At 59.7% G+C, this 22,904-nt stretch carries 18 protein-coding genes and 1 pseudogene; 8 read left to right on the top strand and 11 right to left on the bottom strand.

Going from position 1 to position 22,904, the window contains the following annotated elements; translation table 11 throughout:
* Nucleotides 1-4 precede the first annotated feature (4 nt).
* From AC07OP_RS00210 to AC07OP_RS00230, 5 genes and pseudogenes are all read right to left on the bottom strand, one after another.
* Entirely contained in the window at nt 5-997 is a 993-nt protein-coding gene (locus AC07OP_RS00210; RefSeq protein ID WP_495101437.1) for a LacI family DNA-binding transcriptional regulator, read from the bottom strand.
* 21 nt (nt 998-1,018) lie between these two features.
* Nucleotides 1,019-1,951 carry an ABC transporter substrate-binding protein gene (locus AC07OP_RS00215; protein WP_115487353.1) on the bottom strand — a complete coding sequence of 311 codons (933 nt, stop codon included), beginning with the start codon at nt 1,949-1,951 and terminating at the stop codon, nt 1,019-1,021.
* Nucleotides 1,952-1,985: 34 nt separating this feature from the next.
* A complete protein-coding gene (locus tag AC07OP_RS00220; RefSeq protein ID WP_027605811.1) occupies nt 1,986-2,963 on the bottom strand; it encodes an ABC transporter permease subunit in 978 nt (325 codons plus the stop codon).
* Nucleotides 2,956-4,488 (bottom strand): annotated as a pseudogene (locus tag AC07OP_RS00225) (sugar ABC transporter ATP-binding protein). The gene AC07OP_RS00220 and the pseudogene AC07OP_RS00225 overlap by 8 nt, the downstream one beginning before the upstream one ends.
* A 210-nt stretch (nt 4,489-4,698) precedes the next feature.
* The gene (locus AC07OP_RS00230; protein ID WP_495101439.1) at nt 4,699-5,772 is read right to left on the bottom strand and encodes an NAD(P)-dependent alcohol dehydrogenase; all 1,074 of its coding nucleotides are present in this window, start codon (nt 5,770-5,772) and stop codon (nt 4,699-4,701) included.
* Nucleotides 5,773-5,990: 218 nt separating this feature from the next.
* On the opposite strand from AC07OP_RS00230, the gene AC07OP_RS00235 reads away from it, so the two are divergent.
* From AC07OP_RS00235 to AC07OP_RS00255, 5 genes are all read left to right on the top strand, one after another.
* On the top strand, nt 5,991-6,554 hold the full coding sequence (locus AC07OP_RS00235) for a GNAT family N-acetyltransferase (protein ID WP_495101440.1): 564 nt from the start codon (nt 5,991-5,993) through the stop codon (nt 6,552-6,554).
* A 203-nt stretch (nt 6,555-6,757) separates the two neighbouring features.
* The gene (locus tag AC07OP_RS00240; protein WP_495101551.1) at nt 6,758-8,107 is read left to right on the top strand and encodes a sensor histidine kinase; all 1,350 of its coding nucleotides are present in this window, start codon (nt 6,758-6,760) and stop codon (nt 8,105-8,107) included.
* A complete protein-coding gene (locus tag AC07OP_RS00245; protein WP_065941451.1) occupies nt 8,092-8,478 on the top strand; it encodes a response regulator in 387 nt (128 codons plus the stop codon). Before AC07OP_RS00240 ends, AC07OP_RS00245 begins: the two co-directional genes overlap by 16 nt.
* Before the next feature lie 9 nt (nt 8,479-8,487).
* Nucleotides 8,488-9,732 carry an EAL domain-containing response regulator gene (locus tag AC07OP_RS00250; protein WP_495101441.1) on the top strand — a complete coding sequence of 415 codons (1,245 nt, stop codon included), beginning with the start codon at nt 8,488-8,490 and terminating at the stop codon, nt 9,730-9,732.
* Nucleotides 9,733-9,816: 84 nt separating this feature from the next.
* On the top strand, nt 9,817-11,169 hold the full coding sequence (locus tag AC07OP_RS00255; protein ID WP_495101442.1) for a cation:proton antiporter: 1,353 nt from the start codon (nt 9,817-9,819) through the stop codon (nt 11,167-11,169).
* Here AC07OP_RS00255 and AC07OP_RS00260 read toward each other — a convergent pair.
* From AC07OP_RS00260 to AC07OP_RS00280, 5 genes are all read right to left on the bottom strand, one after another.
* A complete protein-coding gene (locus tag AC07OP_RS00260) occupies nt 11,160-11,294 on the bottom strand; it encodes a hypothetical protein (RefSeq protein ID WP_264674955.1) in 135 nt (44 codons plus the stop codon). The genes AC07OP_RS00255 and AC07OP_RS00260 overlap by 10 nt on opposite strands.
* Nucleotides 11,295-11,305: 11 nt before the next feature.
* Complete coding sequence (locus AC07OP_RS00265) at nt 11,306-11,518, bottom strand: hypothetical protein (protein ID WP_115487360.1); 213 nt, start codon at nt 11,516-11,518, stop codon at nt 11,306-11,308.
* A 148-nt stretch (nt 11,519-11,666) separates the two neighbouring features.
* Nucleotides 11,667-13,016 (bottom strand): hypothetical protein, encoded by a 1,350-nt coding sequence (locus AC07OP_RS00270; RefSeq protein WP_495101443.1) that lies wholly within the window; start codon nt 13,014-13,016, stop codon nt 11,667-11,669.
* A gap of 27 nt (nt 13,017-13,043) precedes the next feature.
* Complete coding sequence (locus AC07OP_RS00275; protein WP_495101444.1) at nt 13,044-13,727, bottom strand: dermonecrotic toxin domain-containing protein; 684 nt, start codon at nt 13,725-13,727, stop codon at nt 13,044-13,046.
* Between the two features lie 113 nt (nt 13,728-13,840).
* Complete coding sequence (locus AC07OP_RS00280; RefSeq protein WP_027605795.1) at nt 13,841-14,386, bottom strand: hypothetical protein; 546 nt, start codon at nt 14,384-14,386, stop codon at nt 13,841-13,843.
* 220 nt (nt 14,387-14,606) lie between these two features.
* Here AC07OP_RS00280 and AC07OP_RS00285 point away from each other — a divergent pair, with 220 nt between their 5' ends.
* The 3 genes from AC07OP_RS00285 (at nt 14,607) to AC07OP_RS00295 (ending at nt 21,935) form a co-directional block, all read left to right on the top strand.
* Nucleotides 14,607-19,205, top strand: a complete 4,599-nt coding sequence (locus AC07OP_RS00285; RefSeq protein WP_495101445.1) for a hypothetical protein — start codon at nt 14,607-14,609, stop codon at nt 19,203-19,205.
* 367 nt (nt 19,206-19,572) lie between these two features.
* Complete coding sequence (locus tag AC07OP_RS00290) at nt 19,573-20,982, top strand: circularly permuted type 2 ATP-grasp protein (RefSeq protein WP_065941448.1); 1,410 nt, start codon at nt 19,573-19,575, stop codon at nt 20,980-20,982.
* 2 nt (nt 20,983-20,984) lie between these two features.
* Nucleotides 20,985-21,935 (top strand): alpha-E domain-containing protein, encoded by a 951-nt coding sequence (locus AC07OP_RS00295; protein ID WP_065941447.1) that lies wholly within the window; start codon nt 20,985-20,987, stop codon nt 21,933-21,935.
* A 4-nt stretch (nt 21,936-21,939) separates the two neighbouring features.
* Here AC07OP_RS00295 and AC07OP_RS00300 read toward each other — a convergent pair whose 3' ends face one another.
* Entirely contained in the window at nt 21,940-22,881 is a 942-nt protein-coding gene (locus AC07OP_RS00300) for an alpha/beta fold hydrolase (protein ID WP_495101446.1), read from the bottom strand.
* Between the last annotated feature and the right edge of the window lie 23 nt (nt 22,882-22,904).

The raw sequence follows: 22,904 nt of genomic DNA on the forward strand, positions 1-22,904 counted from the left end.
CCCATCAAGGACAGCCACAGGAGTTACGTAACTGCAGGGTCGGCGCCAGGCGCACGCTCTGGGGCGGTGCATCAGGCGACGCCATACGTTGCAGCAACAGGTCGACCGCGCGGGCGCCAAGGGCCTTGACCGGCTGTGCGATCAGGCTCAGGCGCGGCACGAAAAAATCCGCCCAGTCAAAATCATCAAAACCCACCAGGGCCATTTGTCTCGGCACTTCAAGCTGCGCGTCACGCAGGGCGTGCATCGCGCCGAGGGTCATCAGGTTATTGCCGGCCATGATCGCCGTGGGTGGCGAAGCCAGGCCCAGCAACTGCACTGTGGCCTGGCGCGCCGGCTCGGTATTGGAGCCGCCGTTGACCAGCAGCTGTGGATCGAAGGCCAGCCCCGCCGCGTGCAACGCCGCGCGGTAACCCGCTACCCGCTCATCCGTAGTACTGAAACCCGTGCGCCCGGCGATAAAGCCGATGCGGCGGTGCCCGTGCCCGATCAGGTGCTCAATCAGGGCCTGGGTGGCCTGGGCATTCTCCACCCCGACCTGGTCAAACTGCTCGCTCATCATGCGGTCCACCAGCACCGCCGGAATCGCGTTGGCGCGCAGGTATTCCAGGGCCATCGAACCGTTCGACGGCGCCAGCACAATACCGTCGACCCGCCGGTGATGCAGCGCCGTAACCACCCGCAGCTCCTGCTCCGGGTCGTCGTGGGTGTCGACAAACAGCATCATGTAGCCGTGCTTGGCGCACTCGGTTTCAATCGCGTGCACCGTCTCGCTGAAGTAATGGTTGGACAGCGCCGAGATCGCCACGCCGATCGTGTTGGTACTCGACCGCGCCAGCGAGCGCGCCAGGGTGTTGGGGATATACCCCAGCGCCTGGATCGCCCGCTGCACCGCCAGCACCGTGGCCGGGCTGACCTTGCGGGTGCCGTTCAACACGTGTGACACGGTCGACGTCGACACCCCCGCCCTGCTTGCCACGTCATCCATGGTCACCACGACGCTGTCCCTCTCACGCTATCAGTGTTTACTCGACCAGCCGCTGTACGTACCGACGTTGTCGCGGGTGATCAGTTTTGGCGTGAGCAGGGTCACCGCTTCGGCCGGGGCCTTGTCGTTGAGCAGGTCATTGCCGACATTCACCGCCGTCTGCGCCATGGCCCACGGGTCCTGGCTGGCTGACGCCTGGATCTGGGTATCGGTCTTAAGCGCGTTCTCGATATCCGGCGCGCCGTCCACCGAGGTGATGATGATGCCGCTGCGCTTGAGCTGCTTGGCCGCCAGGTCGCTGCCGATGGCCTGGGGGTCGTTGATCGCAAACAGGCCGTCGATTTTCGGGAAGCGCGTGAGGTAGCCCTGCATCACGTTCAGGCCGCCTTCGCGGGAGCCTTTGCCGTCCTGGTCGTCGGACAGCACCTTGATCTCCGGCGCGCCGGCCAATGCGGCTTTACAGCCTTTGACGCGGTCGGTCACGGCGGTGACTTGCGGGCCGTTCTGGATAATCACGTTGCCCTTGCCGGAAAGCTTGTCCACCAGGTATTGGCAGGCCAGTTTGCCGGCTTCGACGTTGTCGGTCTGCACGGTGGCATTCACGCCCTTGGCGTCCACATCCACCGCCACCACCACGATGCCGGCATCCCGGGCTTTCTTGATCGCCGAGGCCATGGCCGAAGGGTCGACGGCGTTGATCAGGATCAGGTCGACCTTGGACGAGATAAAGTTGTCGATCTGCGAAAATTGCTTGCTCAGGTCATAGTCGGCGGACACCGAGGTGACCTTGACGTTGGGGTTCAGCTCCTTGGCCCGGGCCGTGGCGCCATCGGCCAGGGTCACGAAATACGGGTTGCCGAGCGATCCCATGCTGATGCCCAGGGCCTTGAGTTCGCGGGCCTCTGCGGCTTGGGACATCAGGGCAGCCAAGGCAATGACGGGAAACATGCGTTTAAGGTTCATGCGGGTCTCTCTTGTGATTGTTGTATGAGTGAAATCAGGTCCGTGCACCGGACTGGCGGTAGCGATCCAGCGCGACCGCGCCGATGATCACGATGCCCTTGATGATGTACTGCCAGATGTCCGACACCCCCAGCAGCACCAGGCCGTTGGTGAGTACCGCGATAATCAGCGCGCCGATCAGCGTGCCGCCGATGGTGCCGACGCCACCGGTAAAACTGGTGCCGCCGAGGATCACCGCGGCAATCGCATCCAGCTCGTAGGATTGCCCCAGTTGCAGGCCGTTGGCGGCGAACAGGCGCGAGGCGCTCATCACCGCCCCCAGACCGGCCAAGGCGCCGGACATGGCGTAGACGAACAGCAGCACCTTCCACACCTTGATCCCGGAGAGTCGCGCCGCTTCGGGGTTGCCGCCCACCGAATAGATCTGCACGCCCATCACCGTGCGCCGCAGGATGAACCACGACAGCGCCACCACCGCCACGGCGATCACCACCAGCCAGGGCACGCCGAGGATCGAGTCGTTGCCGATAAAGGCAAACGGCAGGTCGGGGTTGAACACGGTCTTGTCATCCGCCAGCAGACGCGCCAGGCCGCGCATGGCGGTGAGTGCACCGAGGGTGACGATAAACGGCGGCAGGCGCATGAAGGCAATCAACCCACCGTTGACCAGGCCCAGCAACAGGCCAAAGCCGATACCGGCCGCAATCCCGAACATGCCGAACTGCGGCGACATCGACGCCTGCAACGCCACCACGGCCGACGCCGCCAGGATCGCCCCCACCGACAGGTCGATCCCCGCCGTGAGAATCACAAAGGTCATGCCCGCCGCCAGCACCACGTTGACCGAGGCCTGCTGGGTGATGATCGACAGGTTCTGCATGGTCAGGAAGTTCTCGCTGGCCAGGGCGAAGCCCACCAGCAGCAAAATCAGCACCGGCAACATACCGACCGTGCGCATCAGTTCGCGGGCACGTTCGGCCTTGCCTGTTGTTGCAATCATCGAATCAGCCATGGGCAACCACCTGATCGCCACCGGTGGCGAGGTCAATAATACGTTCCTGGGAGATGACGTGGCCGGAAGCCCCGCCGACTTCGGCCACCAACTGGCCTTCGCGCATGATCAGCACCCGGTCGCAGGTGCCGATGATTTCCGGCAGCTCGCTGGAGATCACCACGATGCCCACGCCGGCCTGCGCCAATTGATTGATGATGCGGTAGATCTCGGATTTGGAGCCGATGTCCACGCCGCGTGTGGGTTCGTCGAGGATCAGCACGTGGGGCTTGACCTCCAGCAGCCGTGCCAGCAGGACCTTCTGCTGGTTGCCGCCGGACAACGTGCCGACATTGACCTTGCCCGACGCCACGCGAATCGACAGTGACTTGATTGCATCATTGGCGCGTTGCCAGCCATGGCCACGGTCGAGCACGCCGCCGGCACGGGCATCCGGCACACAGGCGCAGACGTTGATGTTGTCGGCCACGCTCATGTCCAGGAACAGGCCCTGGGCCTTGCGGTCTTCGGTGAGGTACACCACGCCGGCACGAATCGCATCCGCCGGGTTGCGCAGTTGGGTCACGGTCCTGCCCACCACTTCCAGGGTGCCGCTGGTGCGCGGGTCGGCGGCGAAGATCAGCCGCGCCAACTCGGTGCGCCCTGCCCCCACCAGCCCGGCGATCCCCAGCACTTCACCGGCATGCAGGTCGAAACTGCAATTACGCACGCGCTTGCCATCGGCCATATCACGCACACGCATCACCACCGCACCGGGGTCGTAGGCGGCGTGTTCCTTTTTGTAGAAGCCAGACAAATCGCGGCCCACCATCATCTTCACGAGGACTTCGGCCGACAGCGCGTCGCGTCTCAGTTCGCCGATGTATTGGCCGTCGCGCAGCACCGAGACACGGTCCGATAGTTCATAGATCTCGGCCATGCGATGACTGATGTAGATGATCGCCAGGCCCTGGCTGCGCAGTTGCTTGATCAGCGCAAACAGGCGGTCGGTCTAGCGGGACGACAATGGCGTGGTCGGTTCGTCCATCACCAGGATCCTGGCGTGGGCGTGCAAGGCCCGGGCGATTTCCACCAGCTGACGCTCGGCAATCGACAGGCTGCTGACCTTAGTGGCCGGGGTGAATTCGGCGCCCAGGCGTTGCAGCACTTCGACGCAACCGGCTTGCATGCCCTGGCGGTCGATGGTCCAGCCACGGCGCAGTTCGCGGCCCAGGTAGATGTTCTCGGCCACGCTCAGGTTCGGGCACAGGCTCAATTCCTGGTAGATCACGGCGATGCCGAGGGCTTTGGCGGTGGCGGGGGTAAAGGTGGCGACGGCCTGGCCGGCCATGCGGATTTCACCGCCGGGATCGGCCTGGTAAGCGCCGGAGAGGATTTTCATCAGGGTCGATTTGCCGGCGCCGTTCTCCCCCATCAAGGCGTGGATTTCGCCGGGGTAGACCTTCAGGCCGACATTCTTGAGCACGCGCAAACCGTTGAAGGTTTTGCTGATGCCCTGCATCTCGAGCAAGGGTTCAAGGCTCATCAATGAGCTCCTGGTTTTATTATTTTTGTCGTTCAGCCCCCTTTGATCAGAGCCGATTGCCACCGACTCTAATCAGATACATTTACTTACGCAAGCGCTTGCGTAGGCCGTTTGTCGCTAGAAGAAACGTTTCATCAAGCGCATAAAGTGCAATTTTCGCATTTTTAACGTTTTGGCAGCAGACGCTCAGGGTGTTCTGCGCGCAGGCTTTCAAGGCGTAATCGCGACTTTCATCACCCCATCGCGCTGATGGGCGAACAGTTCATAGGCCGCCTCGATGTCGTCGAGCTTGAAGCGGTGGGTCACCAGCGGAGACAGGTCCACCCCGCCGCTGGCGACCACCGCCATCAAGCGACGCATGCGTTCCTTGCCGCCGGGGCACAGGGTCGAGACGATGCTGTAATCCCCCAGGCCTGCGCCAAACGCGTCATAGGGGATGCGCAGGTCGCTGGAGTACACCCCAAGGCTGGACAAGCGGCCACCGGGACGCAGCACGCGCAAGGCCGATTCGAAGGTGCCTTGGGTGCCCAACGCCTCGATGGCCACATCCACGCCACGCCCGTTGGTCAGGTCCATGATTTGCTCGACCACGTTGCCTTGCTTGAAGTCGACGATATGGGTCGCGCCCAGGCCACGGGCGACGCCCATGCGTTCGCTGACGCCGTCGACCCCAATGATCATCGACGCACCTTTGAGCCGTGCCCCCGCCACCGCGCACAAGCCGATCGGCCCGAGGGCAAACACCGCCACGGTGTCGCCAATGTTGACCTCACCACGCTCGGCACCGGAAAAGCCGGTGGACATGATGTCCGGGCACATCAGCACCTGCTCGTCGCTCAGGCCATCGGGGATCGGGCACAGGTTGGCCAGCGCATCGGGCACCAGGACGTATTCGGCCTGGCAGCCGTCGAGGGTGTTGCCGAATTTCCAGCCGCCGGCGGCACGGAAACCATGGCGGGTGTCGGGGCCGTCCTGGGCGCCGCAGCCGCACAGGCAGGCATAGCTCTGCCCGCTGGGCGTGATTGCGCCGGCGATCACCCGTTGCCCTTCGACGAAACCGCGCACCTGGGAGCCCAGCCGCTCGATGACGCCCACCGGCTCATGGCCCACCGTCAACCCTTTGGCCACCGGGTACTCACCGCGCAGGATATGCACGTCGGTGCCGCAGATGGTCGTGGTGGTGATCCGCACCAGGGCGTCCAGCGGGCCGACTTCGGGGATCGGTTTATCCTCGAGGACGATGCGGTTTTTCTCAACGAAGACAGCGGCTCTCATGGTTGCCATGGTGTGACCTCCTGCTGGGCATGTGGGGTGGGACCAGACTGCGCCGCGACGGCGCGCCGAACGTTGATCATGGTCAACCCTTTGCCGATGCACATGACCGAACGTCGCCTGCCCTGCCCGGCGGCCAGGCGTCTTGATGCAGATCAATGGCGCCCCTGCTCCCAGGGGCATGATCGAACAAGGCACTGTTGCCCGATGCTGACCGCCAGGAGCCCACCATGCCTACCCTCGAAGCACGCAACCAGCAGGCCGCCCTCGCCTACGCAGCGCAACCGAGACCCCACTGGATCGATCAGCTCGACGATGGCCGTCATGTGCTGGTGCGCCCCCTCGGCGCCGACGACCGTGAACGGGAATACACGTTCATCAAGGGCCTGTCCCGTGAATCGCGGCACGCGCGCTTCCTTGGGGAAATCAACGAGCCCGGCAAGACCCTGATGGACCAATTGATGGATGTCGATAACCAGCGACGCCTGGCCTTTATCGCCCTGGTGCACGACAACGGCCAGTTGATCGAAATCGGCGTGGCCCGCTATGCAGAGGCCAGGACGGATGAATGCGAATGCGCGGTCACCGTGGCCGATGCCTGGCAACACCTGGGCCTGGGGCGCCTTTTGATGCTGCACCTGATGACGGCGGCACGCGCCAATGGCTTCAAACGCATGTATACGGTCGACGCGGCAACCAATGCGCCGTTGCGCGAGTTGAACCAGGCCTTGGGATTCCACAGCGTCATCGACCCGGATGACAGCACCCAGGTCATCAGCAGCGTGATGCTCTAAGCCGCGCCGCACGGTAACAGGGCGGCCCGCCGCCCTTTGTCGGCGTACACTCGTTTGAGTGTATCCATACCGTAGTGCGGGCGGTATCTGCTATTGTCCGGGGACCTCATCTCCTCCTCATCGCGTCCACGCGATTTTCTGTGAGCATGCTCTGCGGCCCTGTCATCGACATGGCCGGGCCGATCTGCCTGGAAAACACCGCCATGGACAAACCCGTCACTGGACCACCGCTTGAAGCCCAATCACGGGCTGAAAAAATCGTCGAATTCAAACGCCAGAAAACCCTGCTGAAAACCGGTGCCCTGCAAGACGCAATCTTCAACAGCGCCTACTTCTCCAGCATCGCCACCGATGAAAAGGGCGTGATCCAGATCTTCAATGTCGGCGCCGAACGCATGCTCGGCTATGCCGCCGACGATGTCCTCAACCGCATTACCCCCGCCGATATCTCCGACCCCGACGAACTGATCACCCGCGCCGCCGCCCTCAGCCTGGAGCTGGACGCCCCGATCACGCCGGGCTTCGAAGCGCTGGTGTTCAAGGCCTCCCGTGGCATCGAAGATATTTACGAGCTGACCTATATCCGCAAGGACGGCAGCCGCCTGTCGGCCATGGTCTCGGTGACGGCGCTGCGCAACCGGCATGACACCATCATCGGTTACCTGCTGATCGGCACCGACAACACCGCACGCAAACACGAAGAAGCCGAACGCAAGGGCTTTGAGCGCGCGCTGGAGGAAAAGAACCTGGAGCTGGAACATGCCAGCCATATGAAGTCCGAGTTCCTCGCCACCATGTCCCACGAATTGCGCACACCATTGAATGCGGTGATCGGTTTTTCCGAGGCGTTGAAGGACGGGCTGGTGGGCGACATGAGTGAGACCCAACGCGAATACATCGGCGACATCTTCACCAGCGGCCAGCACCTGTTGTCGCTGATCAACGACATTCTCGACCTGTCCAAGGTCGAAGCCGGGATGATGGACCTGGAGCTGGAAGCCGTAGAGCTGGCGGGCCTGCTGTCCAACAGCCTGTTGATCGTGCGCGAAAAAGCCGCCCTGCAACGCATCCAGTTGAAGCTCGAAAGCCAGGGCGACTTCGGCACACTGGCCCTGGACCTGCGCAAGACCAAGCAGATCATCTACAACCTGCTGGCCAATGCGGTGAAGTTCAGCGCCCACGGCAGTTCCGTGACCCTGGCGGTGCGCCAGGTGGCCCGCGCACAGGTCGGGCGAGTGCCCGGCGATTGGCCGATGCACGGGTTTGTCCTGCAACCCAGCGCCCACCAGCAGTTCCTCGAATTGAGCGTCAGCGACACCGGTATCGGTATTGCCGAGGACGACATGGGCAAGCTGTTCAAGGCCTTCAGCCAGATCGACAGCAGCCTGGCGCGCAAATTCGAAGGCACCGGCCTGGGCTTGGCGATGGTCAAGCAGCTGGTCGACCTGCACGGTGGCAGCGTTGCGGTGGCCAGCCGTGAAGGCCAGGGCGCCCGGTTTGTGGTGTGGCTGCCACTCCACCGCGGCACGGAGGCTGGATGGCCCATATCCTGATCGTCGAAGACAACGAGGCCAATATGCGCCTGGCCCGACTGCTGCTGGTCAACGTCGGGCACACGGTGGTGTGGGCCGCCGACGCCGAGAGCGGGCTGACCCTGGCCCGTGAAGCCCAACCGGCGCTGATCCTGATGGACATCCAGCTGCCGGGCATGGACGGCCTGGCCGCTACCGCGCTGCTCAAGCAGGACCCGCACACCGCCCATATCCCGGTGATTGCCCTCACCGCCATGGCCATGAAGGAAGACCGTGAAAAGACCCGGTTGGCCGGTTGCGATGCCTACATCAGCAAGCCGTTGCGCTACAAAGAGCTGTACCAGGTGATCGACACGCTGTTGCAACACACCACCCTCTCCCCCCTCAGATGAGTCCTCTCCATGGCCAGCCAACCCGCAACGCTGTTGATCGTTGATGACGAACCCCAGGTTCGCAAGCTGCTGGAAACCCTGTTGCAACATGAGGGCTACCAGACCCTGACGGCGGCCAGCGGCGAGGAAGCCTTGCAACTGGTGGCCAAACAGCCACCTGACCTGATCCTGCTGGACATCATGATGCCGGGCATGGACGGCTACGAAGTGGCCAGCCAGCTCAAGGGCGACGCGGCGACGGCGAGCATTCCGATCATCATGCTGTCGGCTCTCAGCGAGTCGAGTGCACGGGTCAGTGGCCTGGAAACCGGTGCCGAGGAGTTCATCAGCAAGCCGGTGGAGCGAGTCGAACTGTGGCTGCGGGTGCGCAACCTGCTGCGGCTCAAGAGCCACGGCGATCAACTCAAGCGCCATAGCCAGTTGCTTGAGCAGCAACTGCAACACCATGCCGGTGACAGCGCGCGCATGAATGTGCACGACCTGGCCCGCCAGGACCTGGAAACCGCCCTGCGCCAGGCCGTGGAGCGCGAGGAATTCACCTTGCACTACCAGCCGAAAGTCGCTTTGGCCGACGGGCAGATCTGCGCCCTGGAGGCACTTCTGCGTTGGGAGCGCCCGGGTTACGGCGCGGTATCGCCAGCGGTGTTCGTGCCTGTTCTGGAAAGCCTGGGCTTGATCATGGAGGTGGGCCGTTGGGTGATCCGCAGCGTGTGCCAGCAGATTGCGACGTGGCAGCGCAGCGCGATCGGCGCCGTTGAGGTGTCGGTGAACGTCTCCGGTCATCAGTTGATCGAGGGCGACCTGATTGCCGATATCGCGCGCATTCTCACTGAGACCGGCGTCGAACCCCATTGGCTGGAAGTGGAACTGACCGAAGGCTCGCTGATGGAGAATACCCAGCACACCATCGCCAGCCTGCAACGCCTGCACGCCATGGGCGTGAAGATCTCCATTGACGACTTCGGTACCGGCTATTCGAGCCTGGCCTACCTGCGACGCTTCCCCATCGACACGCTGAAGATCGACATTGCGTTTATTCGCGAAGTCACCAGCAACCCCCAGGATGCCGCGATCACCCGCACCATTATCGAGTTGGCCCATAGCCTGAACCTGCGGGTGGTCGCCGAAGGTGTGGAAACCCAGGCGCAATTGGCGTTCCTCAAGGAGGCCGGCTGCGATCAGATCCAGGGCTACCTGTTCAGCCGGCCGCTGCCTACTGAAGACCTGGAGCGCCTGTTGATCAATCGCCAATGAATTCAAGGCGACACAATCACATTGAACCTGCAGTCGGCGACACGCCTCGAACGTGAATAGACCACGGCCCTGGATACCCTCCCGATGACTTTTATTCTATGGATGGCCGTCCTCGGTGCCGTGCTGCTGACCCTTGCCCTCACCTCCTCTTACCTGCGCTGGATGCCGGTAACCACCTCGGCGGTGTGCCTGTTGCTGGGCGTGGGCATCGGCCCCCTCGGCGTGGACCTGCTGCACCTGGATATCAAGCAATCTGCGCGCTGGATGGAGCACCTCACCGAAGTCGCGGTGCTGTTTTCACTGTTCGTCAGCGGGCTCAAACTGCGCCTGCCCCTGGGCCATCGCACCTGGCGCATCGCGTTCGGCATGGCCGGGCCGGTCATGCTGTTGACCATCCTCGGCAGCTGCCTGGCGCTGCATTATGTGTTTGAACTGTCGTGGGGAGTGTCGCTGCTGGTGGGTGCCATTCTCGCGCCGACCGATCCGGTGCTGGCGGGCCTGGTACAGGTCAATAATGCACAGGATTACGATGCGCTGCGCTTCGGTTTGTCCGGAGAGGCCGGGTTGAACGATGGCACGGCCTTTCCCTTTGTGATTTTGGCCTTGGTCTTCATGCAGCACGGCGGCTTTAACGGTGACTGGCTAGGCGGTTGGGCGTTGAAGAACCTGTTATGGGCGGTGCCGGCCGGGCTGTTGATCGGTTACTGGATGGGCCGGGGCATTGGCCGCACGACCCTGTGGCTACGCGTCAACAACAGTGATAGTACGCTCTCTCCGAATGACTACCTGACCCTCGCCCTGATCGCCCTGGCCTATGTGGTGGCCGAAGCGGTGGGGGGTTACGGCTTTCTGTCAGTGTTCGCCGCCGGGCTCGGGCTGCGTCAGGCAGAGTTCAGGTCAACCGGCCACTCGCACACGCCGTCGGAGCATTTGGCGCTGCCGGTGGTGGGTCATCTTGAGGTGGAACCGGAGCACGCCCTGCAAGGGGATGTGAGCGAGCTGGCCGAGACCCAGATCGCCGCCGGCGTAATGATGGGCGACATGCTCTCGTTCGGCAGCCTGGTGGAGCGCTCGATGGAAGTATTCCTGGTCACGGTGCTCGGCATCGTGCTGGCCAGTCATTGGGATTGGCGGGCATTGCCGTTGGCGGCGTTGCTGTTCTGCGTGATTCGACCGGTCAGTGTGTTTGCAATGCCCTGGGGTCGCCTGGTCGATCGCCAGCAGCGCGGCCTGATGGGCTGGTTCGGGATTCGCGGAATCGGCAGCATCTACTACCTGTTCTACGCGCTCAACCATGGCCTTGTCGGCACCAGCAGCGCGGTGGCGGTGAACCTGACGTTGTCAGTGATCGCCTTGAGCATCGTCGTTCATGGCTTGAGTACCCAGCCGATGCTCGCGTGGTATGAACGACGTGCCCAGGCGAAAGCTCAGTCCTGACGCTCGGTATTGCCCACGTCCGCCGCGTCATCCAGATCGTTGAGCGGTACTTCTGCATCATCCATCAGGGAACCCGGGTCTTCATTGCCCGGATCGTTGAGTTCATCTTCCAGTTCTTTGGACATGACCGTCTCCTCTAACCGCCTTGGGTGTCGATATCGGCATCGGTTTCAGGCTTGGGCTCGCGCTCAGGCTTGAAGTCTGGACTGTAGTCGTTTTCCCTGGCTTTGGGGTCGGCGGCGGGTTTCGGGTCTTTCGGTGCATCGGCCGCCGTGCCTGGGGCCGGTTCGCCGCCGTCGATTGCCGGGTCGTTACGGTTGCTGACTTGGGGATCATTGCCTGGGCACATGGGTCACCTCTGTTGAAAAAACGCAGCCTGGGTAAAGTTAAGGCCCCGTATGGCGCGATGAAGTTCCAATTGCTTAGCGCCATAGGCACCTGCTCAGTCGGCCGGTGCCTATGGAAACCTCAGAGCGCCTGCTTGCGTTATAAGCGTTTCAGCCCGCAGGTGAAAACGTGACTGGCCGATAGGTGAATGTCCAGGCTTTGACAGGGTTGTAATGCGGATTTTTCTTCGCGACTTTGAACGCGTGGCTGGCGAATTTGTTTTCCACGTAGAAATTAGCGAGACCATCAACAGCCTTGCGCTCTACCGGAAGCAGCTGCTCTTCCCCTCCCAGGGTTCGTGCAATGTATTGTGTCGATTTGAGCTTGAGTTCGTTGATGAGCTCCGGTGTGACATAGGCCGACAGGGTGCCCTCGTAGCCCTTTACCGGCTTGCCGATCAGCTTGCTGAATTCGGCGGCAAAGGAGTTCTCTTTGCCATTGCCGGAGTAGCACATCAATAACCGCACATTGTCATATTCGCTGGGATCGACCCCTTTGGCTTTCAGCGTATCCAATAACTCTTGTGGCGTGTGCGGCTTGCCGTCGTAAAAAATTCTCGTGGGTGTCTTGGTGTCAGTGCTCAATGTCCAGGTATTTGGCTCTTCGCCGTGCGCCAATATATTCAAACGCACCTTGGTGTCTTTTTTATTGAGATCGGCAAACGTAAAGAGGCCATCACCCGCTTCCTTGAGATTCTCCATGGTGCCCCCCAACTTAATCAGTTGGCCGTTCTGAACAGACATTTCGCTCACAGGTTGTTTGCCGTTCACAGGGCTATGCGAGGTCTCCTCAGGCAACTTTTCTGTCGCGCCCGGTATCTTGGTCCGCACCGAACTTTTAGGTTTGCCAAGCATCTCTGAGGCAGGTATGTTTTTTCTGGCGGGGCTGTCAGGTTTCAATGCAAGCGCATCCGCCATGTCCCTCTTCTCTTGATCACTAAGCGGTTCATTTCTTATCGCCTTAGCAAGCAATGCCCCCAGCATTCTTGCCTGCCCATAAAAAGGAACAAAACCTTGGGCTACGTTCCCAACGCCACTTAATATCGAATCCATTTCTTCTTTTTCGAGACCGAAGACCTTGCCAATCTGATTATCTTTATTCAAATCGAGCAACAGTGCGCTGAATGGATTATCCATGTAGCGCTCTATGCTGTCTGCGGTATTTTTATCGACACCAAACACCTGCAATGCGTCGCCAATACCGTTGAAAGGATGTTCAAGGTGTGTCAGAAGTTCTTCGTACAGCCCGCGAATATCATTGGCGCCTACGTTATTGGCCGCCTCGCTCTCAACCTTTGCGGCGAATTCTCCGGCCGTCATCGGCACCAGCGGCTTGTAGGTATTCAAGCCCCCTTTGATAAAATAAAAATTCTCTTTTTTATCTTCTCCGATGAAGTTCCCATAAGCGTCATATGTATAAAGTACTTTTTCTCCGTCAGGCTTCACGCCGGAATAAAACACACGCCCTTCAGGGCTGACGCGCTCTTTTTAAAGGCTGGTCAACCCGTTGACTTTAGCCGGAGGTTCAGAGTTTTGTTTATCCAGTCGATTGAATACATCTTCGCCCTCATTGGCATAGGGACCAACGATGGCATTGATATCGTTATTCTTAAACCGGGTCATGGTGTCGATGACATGATTTTTTGCCCCGGTGCCACCCTCTGCAAAGTGCTGACTGAAGGAAGCCAACTGAGTGGTGTCACTGGCCACTGTTTTTAGCCAGTTATTCATCTCCTCCATGGTGTTGAATGCCTGAAATGAAGTACCGTCGTTTTGAGGAATGAAAAGCACGATATTGACGCTGTCTGTACGAGTAGGCACACGCTGCATGAAAATGATATCGCTGGCTTGTATACCATCCACGGCAAAAGTCTTGACTTGGACATTAGGCAAGTTTTTTTTGCCCGGTGATAACAATGCTTCAACGATATTATTCGTGTCCGGTGTCACACGGCCACTATTCAAATCCTTCACCAGAGCTTCACTCAACTTTTCCTGGGAATTTTTGAGCGTATAAGTGGTATGTGACGGCTCTGCAGTGCCAGAAGCCGTTGGGGCACCTGACGATTGCGTCTTGAACTTGAATTCATTACGGGGAGCAGACCAGGCAGAGGGAGCTATAGACATTAGTTTACCAAGATCGATGGGATTGTCGGAGTAATGACTCAGCAACGCAGGATCCTTCCGGCGAGGTGATCGATCTTATGTGATTTTGTTATAGGAAATTGTTCCTACAGCAACTATTACTTATTGTTTCAACAGTAACTATCATCAGTTCCAAATGCCTAGGAGCCCGGATTATCCACCTGAATGTAAAACGCATACGCCCCCAGCAACACCCAGAACACCATGAACAGCCACGGCGCACGCATGGAGAACAGCAGCGACTTGCGGTAGCCCTTATGGGACGACTCCATTTCGGAAAACAGCGGCGACTCATCGTAGGCCATGCCCATCACCGGCTCGCTGCGCAGCAGTTCGCTCTGTTTATAGTGCCAGTGATCGATGATTTCGTACGCGGCGCGGATCCCCGGCCAGGCATTCAAGGAACTGAGTATGCCGAGCAGCGTCAGGAACACCGGCACCACCAGGGTGAACAACTTGCCCCACTCGGGGTTGAGGTTGCCCATGCCGGAGACAAAGGCAATCACCAGGAACGACTGCGCCGTCAGGTAAGCATCGGTGCGGTTGGCAAGGATGGTGGTTTCGTATTGGATTTCGCGACGGTAGAAGTCCAGACGGTCCTTGGGCGAGCCGAAGATCTTGGCGTTGTGCTCGCTATGGTCGGCCAGGTTCGCTTCCGGGGTGTCGGGTGAAATGATTCTGGGCACATCCGTGCTCCCTGCTGGGCTGAGGCTTTTTAGAAGATCCCCGTGGGTGTGAAGTTCAAGTTTGTTCTTACACACTTTGTAGCGCGCTGGCTGCACCGCGCATCTGCTGGGCGGCGGCCTTACTGCGCTGGCGCTCGGAAACGTCTGTCAATGAAAACGTCGGAATGGGTAGCTTTGTATTTACCACTACCTACAGGCCTTCTTTCATTGAGTATGTGCCATGACTTCATCCGTAAGCCGGAATCGCGCCTCTGAACCCACTGCATTACCCAACCCCGTAACCGGATCAAACGCTTTACCGATACGCAGTGACGCGACTGAAACCGCCCACCTGACGCCCCAGGCCACCGCCGACCGGGAGTTGGCCATGGCCTATGCAAGTACACTGCGCCGCTATGCCAGCGAGCTGCCCACTACGCCCTCGGCAGCCGAGGTGATGTCCAATATCCCGCCGACGGCACTTTTCGGTCAATGGCGCGCGCACCTGTATGAAGTCTTGCAGTTGCCGGCCTTGAGGTCCTGGCTGTCCGAGAACGGCATTGATCCCTCACAAGGCTTCAGTTTTTGGCCCTCGAACGGCCGGCTCGCCCAGCGTAAAGCAGACGGTAGCGAAACCACGCTGTATGGGCTGGTCGCGAGAAAAACCATCCCGGAGGAATGGAACTTGCTGTTGGGGGTTACCAAGGTACTGGTGCCCGGCAATCAGGCAATTGTCATCCATCCCGATATCAATCAGGTCAGCGTACGTGAAGTGGGTCTGTTTCACGGCCACGACTGGACATCACACCCGACCAAGGCGCTACTGGAACAGCGCGCCCTCGATCTGGAAAACAACGGCGGCCTGGGACGGGGTGATGCTCGCGGGAACGCAGGCCTCGACAGCCAGAAGCTGAAGCTGGAGGCGCTCACCCACCGCGCGCCCCCCAGTGCGCAGATGCCCCAGAGCCGCGATGAAGGGGATAGCGCACTGGCCATCCTTTATGCCAAAGCACTGCTCAAGGGCGCGGCCAGCCGGCCGTTCAAGAGCCCACAGGCTCAAATCATTGAGAGCATTCCGCCAGGTTCGACATTTGGACAGTGGAATGCCCATCTGCATACGCTGCTCAACAGTGCGCCATTCAACAGTTGGGCCAGCGCACAAGGCATTGATCGGACCCGCGACATCACCATCAACCCGCCGCAGGGCAACGTGCCAGGGACCATTACCTGTACGGTGAAGGGCACGGCTAAAACGTTCGGCAGCGCCGATGATGCAGAGCCTTTGCCAGCAGGCTGGTCACTCATCATGAATGCCGCCCACGTGCTCGCCGCGGGAAGTCCAAGCCTGGTTTCGCCGACCAGTGCCAGCCGGTCGCCCTTGTCGGTGATCGGCAACTTCTACGGTCAACCGGTGGCGACTACAAAGGCCGCGCTTGAAGAGCAGGCCGCGGCCCTGAATAAGGACAAGTCCTTCGTGGACATTGGCGACGATGACTTCGTGCGTCATCCCGCCCCCCGAGCCGAGCAGCGCCTTCAAACGGCACGTGAGGACCTGAGTGAGATAATCGAGAACCACACCGCGAGTACCCAACTGGCGTCGGTGATGGGAAAACAAGATCAACTTTCGCAGAGTCTCTCGGCCCGCACCGAATTGCCTGTCAGCCACGACGACCATCTGGATCCGGCGCAGGTCGAACGGCAACTGAAAGACTCACTCTCGGAGGCATTGAAAACCACGACCCTGACGCTCAGTTCGAGCATGCCAGGCAGGGCCCCGGTCACGTTGAGCCTGCACGACTACATTGCGCACCGAGGCTGGCTCCAACCTCAGAGCAATGAAGAGCTGGTCGAGTTTTTGCGCTTTCTCCACCTCAACCCCCTCACTGTGCCAGTCAGTGGCAGCTTCAGCGGCTTGCTCTCCAATGGGGAGCCGTTAAGCGGCAAAGACCATGCAGACCTTGAAACAGCGTTGAAAACGAAAAACCTCGGCCTGCCGGGCGTAGAAGGTTATGACCCGGCAACGGGCGTGTTGGGCTATCTCAGTGCGGGCGTCAGGGTAGGGACCTATCAACAAAGCATCGGTGTGGGGAATTTGCCTCGAGGCAGGGTCGAAGAAGGGTTCAACGCCCTCCTCAAAAGCCCTAGAGCTCAAGCCTTCGGCTTGGCACTGCAAGGTAAATTTTCCGGCGTGTCGAGCACGGCCAGCGTGAGAGATTGGATTCTCACGGCGCTCGCGATGGATTTGCACCGGCCAACCACCACCTATGCTGGCACTCGGCAGATGCTGGGGCATACGGTTATATCCAATGGTGCCAACATTCCTGCCAGAACGACTGTGGCCGGCTATGACCTGGCACAAGCCGCCCACTGGGGACTGCATCCGTCGAAAATCCTGGATAAATTGGATATCCATTTATCTTTCGAAAAAAAAGAACCCGTTTCCCTCGCCGCTCACGCCCTGCTGGCACGCAAGGCGCCTGCCTTCCTGGTCAACAATATTCCCGCCATCGTGACCTATGGTTCCCATGCATGGGCCAACCTGGTGATCGCCGTGGCTCGAATCGAGGCCCGAGCGCCTGGCGCCACGTCGCACATGAATTATGTAGACGTGATGGCTTACAACGACATTGCACCGCTCACGGCTGCGGACAAACTGATTGAGCAGGAGGCACGCCAGGATGCCCTCAAGGATTGGGGCGTCGCGCAAGGGGTCATTGCATACAACCCTGGAGATAAGTACACCGACCAGCAAATGAATACCGTCACTCAGGCGTTCAAAAAACACCTTACGGAATTGAAAGCTGCCTCCACCGCACTTCGGGAACCGCCCCCCAGTCGCAAGGAACTGGCGCTGGCCGAACTGATAGAATTCTACGGTCCGGAGATTCCATTCGAAGAAAAATGCATCACCCTGTCGTCCTATCATGCCGACTACAAGGGGCCTTATTCGGTCCTGGACCTGTATATGCAAAACCGGTTGGTCCACCACTCCGGTGTTGTTTCGACGGTGCCCGTGGATCAGAGCAAAGCCTCATCGCGCACCAAACCCAATTATTGGCAGTCTTCGAATCCAAAAGTCGACATCCTGAAACTACAGCGACGGGCAAACAAACTGCCCTATATCGATAGCGTGTTCTATCCGCCTTTCGCCGAGCACAAAAAACGGCTCGAGGAAAACCTGCCTGTATTGACCAAGTACCTGATCTCAAATCTGCCGCTGGAAGATAGACGCCAACTTGAGTTTGGAAAGTTGAGCCTGTTCAGCCAGACAAAAGTCTATAACAATCCCGACCGCACGGCCGCCGACACCCGGCATCCCAACCCTGAGGTCGTACTGATCAAAACCGAGCTCGGTCCCACCACTAAGGTTTATGAATATAACGCTTCCACACGAGCCATCAGTCTGCGACCTGAACTGGAAAAGATGAAGCAAGGCAAGCAGGATATTTATGAACCTGAAACCTTTGATTATCAGCCCATCACACCACCTGACGACGCGCCAGCGGGCATCATGGATGAACGGCAGGCATCCGAGGCGGTGCCACAAAGTTACTTCAGCAACAGGACATCATTCATTTCCAGCATGGTTCTCCAGGAGTCTTACCTCAATCTCTTGAAAAGTATCGGCAGAGGGGCAACAACCTTCGAGACGGAGATCCACTGGGACAAGATTGCATATGAAGTCGCCCTCAACCTCATCCCTTTTCGCTCTGCCATCATGAATTTTGCTCAGGGTAATATAGGTGAAGGACTCAAAGACCTGCTGTTCGACGCATTCAGCCTGATTACAATAGTCGCAGGTACCCCAGCCACCAGTGCATTGAGCAAAAGCGCTTCTGCATTTACAAAGTTGCGTACTGCGACAAAAGTTGTGGGCCGTGTGTTATGGGAGATGACCAACCCACTGGAGTTTGCCACCAGCGCCCCTAAGGCCGCCTATAAAAATGGCAAGCGACTCTTGGGCATTGCCAGCGACTATGACCTGGTCAAGGCCAGCGCGCGCTTTCCAGCGGCCGCCACCGGAACATACAAATCCTTGGGTGAAGTGATTGAAACCTCGGCGGTCTTCCACAATGGCCAATGGTTTCGCTATGACCCGATCAATATGAAACCCTATGGCAAGCCCCTTGCTGCCTTTGATCCAAAAAGTATCGCAATGGGCGGAAATATCGAGGAGATTAAAAAGCTCGACGAAGGAATCTTCATGACCGTCGATAAACATAACAATAACAAGCGATTAACCCTGGATGTACACGGTGCCCGCAAGGATGGACACGATTCCGCGCTGATGATGATCAATGGAAAAGAACTCACGGCGCACGAAGCCTTCGAGCACCTCAAGAACTGCGGCGTGAAGTTTGACCAGTACGATGAAATCCGCCTGACCATGTGCCACTCTGCTGACGGCGATGAACGCTCGTTTGCCGCAAGCTTTGCAAAGCTCACCAAAAAGTCCGTCAAGGCTTATCAAGGCACCATGTACATTCATCCGAATGTTGAATCCCTCTCGATCAAGAACTTTAAGAACCGCCGGGAACTGAGAGATCACCTGGATACCTTCGTGGGCAAACCAAGACCGGTGCAAAGAAAACATGTAGAGATAGGTGTTGTGGAGGATAGCGGCGCAACGGTCTTCAAGCCTGACCCCAGCTATCAACCGGTCTACTTCTCTGCCGAGGGGGTGAAACAACCTGGAAAGACTCGTACATCACGAGCTCCGACGCAAAGCGAGCTGGACAAGCTGGCAGAACTGCAACAGCAAATCCAGAAGCGCCACTCCCAATCGGCCGAACCTACCCCGGACTATCCATCGGACGATGATTACGACCTGAAACGCTAAGCGCCTGAAAAGCCTGCCCGAAGGCAAGCATCGCGCTTACCTGCCTGCTCTGAGTCGGTGCACCGTCCTGGTGCGCCGACCGGTAACACCACGCGCCACAGTTGTGCTCTTCCCGGGCCAGAAGCCCGCTGGCAGAGGCGTAACTGCCGCCCATTACGGTTTCGGCACAAGCATTGCTTTACCTCATTGATACCCCACTGCCCGCCGTCAACCCAGGAGCATTCGTTACCCCCCGACCCAGAGCCGACCCCATAAGAAAGTAAGGACCAGGCCCGGTGGCACCCTCAGCCACGGGCTCATAAAAAAATGCGTTTTTTAAAGCGGCAGTGCCACCCAAGGCTACCCTCGGCACTGACAAGGTACTGGAATGGCTCGATCTTTCTTCGATGAAATGAATGACGCAAACGGCGTTTGCCGTGCGCACTATCAGGACTTCTCCCGCTGGCTGGCCAACACGCCGCCGGAACTGCTGGCCCAGCGCCGTCGCGAAGCCGATCTGCTCTTCCATCGCGCGGGAATCACCTTCACCCTTTATGGCGACGAGCAGGACACCGAGCGCCTGATCCCCTTCGACATCATCCCCCGCAGCATCCCCGCCAGCGAATGGAGCGTGATCGAACGCGGCTGTATCCAGCGCGTCAATGCACTGAACATGTTCCTTGCCGACATCTACCACGACCAGCGCATCATCAAGGCCGGGATCATTCCGGCCGACCAGGTGCTGGGCAACGAGGGTTACCAGAAGGCCATGGTCGGCCTGGATCTGCACCGCGATATTTATTCCCACATCTCGGGGGTGGACCTGGTACGTGATGGCGACGGCACCTACTACGTGCTCGAAGACAACCTACGCACCCCCAGCGGCGTGAGCTACATGCTCGAAGACCGCAAGATGATGATGCGCCTGTTCCCCGAGGTGTTCGCCAAGCAGCGTATCGCGCCGGTGGACCACTACCCCAACCTGCTGCTCAAGACCCTGAAAAGCGCCAGCCGCCTGGACAACCCGAATGTGGTGGTGCTGACACCCGGGCGCTTCAACAGCGCGTTCTTCGAACATGCGTTCCTGGCGCGGGAAATGGGCGTGGAGCTGGTGGAAGGCGCCGACCTGTTCGTGCACGACCTCAAGGTGTTCATGCGCACCACCGACGGGCCCAAGGCGGTGGACGTGATCTACCGGCGTATCGACGACGCGTTCCTCGACCCGCAGGCGTTCAACCCTGAATCCATGCTCGGCGTGCCAGGGCTGGTCGCGGCCTATTGCGCCGGTAATGTGGTGCTGGCCAATGCCATCGGCACCGGCGTGGCGGACGACAAATCGATCTATCCCTATGTGCCGGCGATGATCAAGTTTTACCTGGATGAAGAGCCGATCCTGCAAAACGTGCCGACCTTCCAGTGCCGCAAGCCGGATGAACTGTCCCACGTACTGGCCAACCTGGCCGACCTGGTGGTCAAGGAAACCCAGGGCTCCGGCGGCTACGGCATGCTGGTAGGCCCCGCTTCCAGCGCCGCCGAGATCGAAGACTTCCGCCAACGCATCAAGGCCCGCCCCCATGCGTATATCGCCCAACCGACCCTGAGCCTGTCCACCTGCCCGACCTTTGTCGAAAACGGCATCGCACCCCGGCATATCGACCTGCGGCCCTTTGTGCTCTCGGGCAAGGAAACCCGCCTGGTGCCGGGAGGCCTCACCCGCGTGGCGCTGAAGGAAGGCTCGTTGATCGTCAACTCGTCGCAGGGCGGCGGAACCAAGGACACCTGGGTGGTGGAGGGCTGAGTATGTTGAGTAGAACCGCCGCAGATCTGTATTGGATGTCCCGCTACCTGGAGCGCGCCGAGAACCTGGCGCGTATGCTCGAAGTCAGTTATTCCCTGTCGCTGATGCCCCAGGCCGGGCGTAGCGATGGCCTGGACGAACTGGCGATGTCGTTGCTCAGCAGCGGCACCCTGGACAGTTACCTGGAGCGCCACCAAACCCTGGATGCCGAGCGCATGCTGCACTTCTTCGCCCTCGACGAAGAAAACCCGGCCAGCATCTACAACTGCCTGCGCGCCGCGCGGGGCAATGCCCATGCGGTGCGCGGACGCATCACTGCCGACATGTGGGAAAACCTCAACGCCACCTGGCTGGAAATGCGCAGCATCGCCGCCGGCGGCCTGGCACGCCATGGCATCAGCCACTTCTGTGACTGGGTCAAGCAGCGTTCGCACCTGTTCCGCGGCGCCACCTCGGGCACCATCATGCGCAACGACGCCTATCGGTTCATTCGCCTGGGCACCTTTGTCGAACGCGCGGACAATACCCTGCGCCTGCTGGACGCGCGCTACGAGATGTTCGGCGAAGAGTCGGAAGAAGTCAGCGACCTGTCGGCACGCGGGTATTACCAGTGGAGCGCCCTGCTCCGCGCGTTGTCGTCGTTCGAGGCGTATACGGAGCTGTATCCGAATGCGCTGAATGCGCGGTCGGTGTCGGAGTTGCTGTTATTACGCAGTGACGTGCCGCGTTCGTTGCATGCCTGTATCGAAGAGTTGAGTCATATCCTCGCGGACCTGCCCGGCAGTTACGGGCGCACCGCACAGCGCCTGGCGGCGGAGTTCGAGGCGCGGCTGAGGTATACCGGGATTGATGAGATTCTCGAAGACGGCCTGCATAGCCGTCTCACGGAGTTCATCGACACCGTGCGCGAGTTGGCGCGTGCGATCCACAGTTCCTACCTGGAAGTGGTCTGACGGTTCAGTGCCGGCCCAGGAAATCGAGCAGCAACGTGTTAACCCGCGCGCCCTGCTCGTTCTGGATCCAGTGCCCGCAGTTGGCCAACACGTGCAGCTCCAACTGCGGCACGTATTCGGGCATGCGTTTGAGCGTATGGGCCTCGAATACGCCCACCGGATCGCGGTCGCCAATCAGGAACAAGGTCGGTTGCAACACCTGGCGGCCGGCGAGGAACTCGGTGCGCTGCCAGTTGCGCTCGAAATTACGGTACCAGTTCAACGGGCCGCGAAAGCCCTGTCCAGCGAAGGTTTGCACGTACACGTCGAGGTCTGCCGGTGTACACCAGCGCGGCAATGCACCGGGCGTTGAAGTGCCCTCAAGCAACGTGGCGGTGGCCGGTTTCTGCTGTAGAAACACATCCTGGTCCTGCATGAACAGGCGCAAGGTGCGTTCGATATCGGCATCCAGTTCCTGCTCAGCTACACCCGGTTCCTGGAAATACAGGATGTAATTGAAGCGGTCAGCATACAGCTCGCGCATGATGTCGATCACCGGCCGCCGAGCACGCCCGGCAAAAGGCACGGACATCGTGACCAACCGAGTGACGCGCTCCGGCTCGAGCAACGCCAGGTGCCAGGCCACCACGGCGCCCCAGTCATGGCCGACCATGGTGACCTGATCATGACCGAAGTGATCCATGGCCTGCTGAATATCGCCACACAGGGTCAACAGGTCATAGTCGGCGATCTCGGCGGGCGAACTCGTTGGCCCGTAACCGCGCATTTGTGGGGCAAACACCCGATAGCCTGCGGCGGCCAACGCCGGAATCTGTTCACGCCAGGAGTGCCAGCACTCGGGAAATCCATGGAGCAGCCAGATGGGGCGGCCCTGTTCCGGCCCCGCGACATGCACCCATAGCTCAATACCGTTTACAGGGATCTTTTGCGCGGGCAGTTGGCTCATGGGCGGGGCCTTTCCTGGAGGTT

Source organism: Pseudomonas sp. GW821-FHT09D08 (assembly GCF_059416305.1).